1 protein-coding gene is annotated in these 540 nt (G+C 75.2%); it reads left to right on the forward strand.

The window, feature by feature from the left end; translation table 11 throughout:
- The coding region (locus CCN51_RS51760; RefSeq protein ID WP_143676236.1) for an amidohydrolase family protein at positions 1–540 on the forward strand (540 nt) is incomplete at both ends.

Raw genomic sequence — 540 nt, forward strand, 5'->3', positions numbered from 1 at the left:
CCCGGCGGCCACCGCGCCGCCGACGCCCGCCGCCACGACGGCCGACCTGGGCGGGAGGACCCTGCTGCCCGGCTTCTTCGACTGCCACGCCCACCTGTGCATGACCCCGGAGCGCGGGCTGATCGCGGGGCTGGCGGCCGACCCGACGGTTACGACCTTCGAGATCGCGGGGCGGCTGCGGGCCACCCTGGACGCGGGCGTGACGACACTGCGCGACCTTGGCGGTGTCCCCGCGGGATACCGAACAGCGATCGAGCGAGATCTGATCGAAGGCCCCCGGCTGCAGGTCGCCGTGAAGGTGATCAGCCACACCGGCGGACACGCCGACTGTTCGCTGCCCGGCGGGGTCGACGCCGCCCCACACCTGGGCGAGCTCGCCGACACCGCCGACGAGGCACGGCTCGCGGCCCGGCGGGTGCTGCGCGCGGGAGCGGACGTGGTGAAGGTCTGCGCCACCGGCGGCATGGGCAGCCCGCACGACGACCCCGACGACGAGGGACTGACGCACGAGGAGATGGCCGCCGTCGTCGACGAGGCGGC

Origin of the sequence: Streptomyces milbemycinicus (genome assembly GCF_002154605.1) — a bacterium.
GTDB lineage: Bacteria > Actinomycetota > Actinomycetes > Streptomycetales > Streptomycetaceae > Streptomyces > Streptomyces milbemycinicus.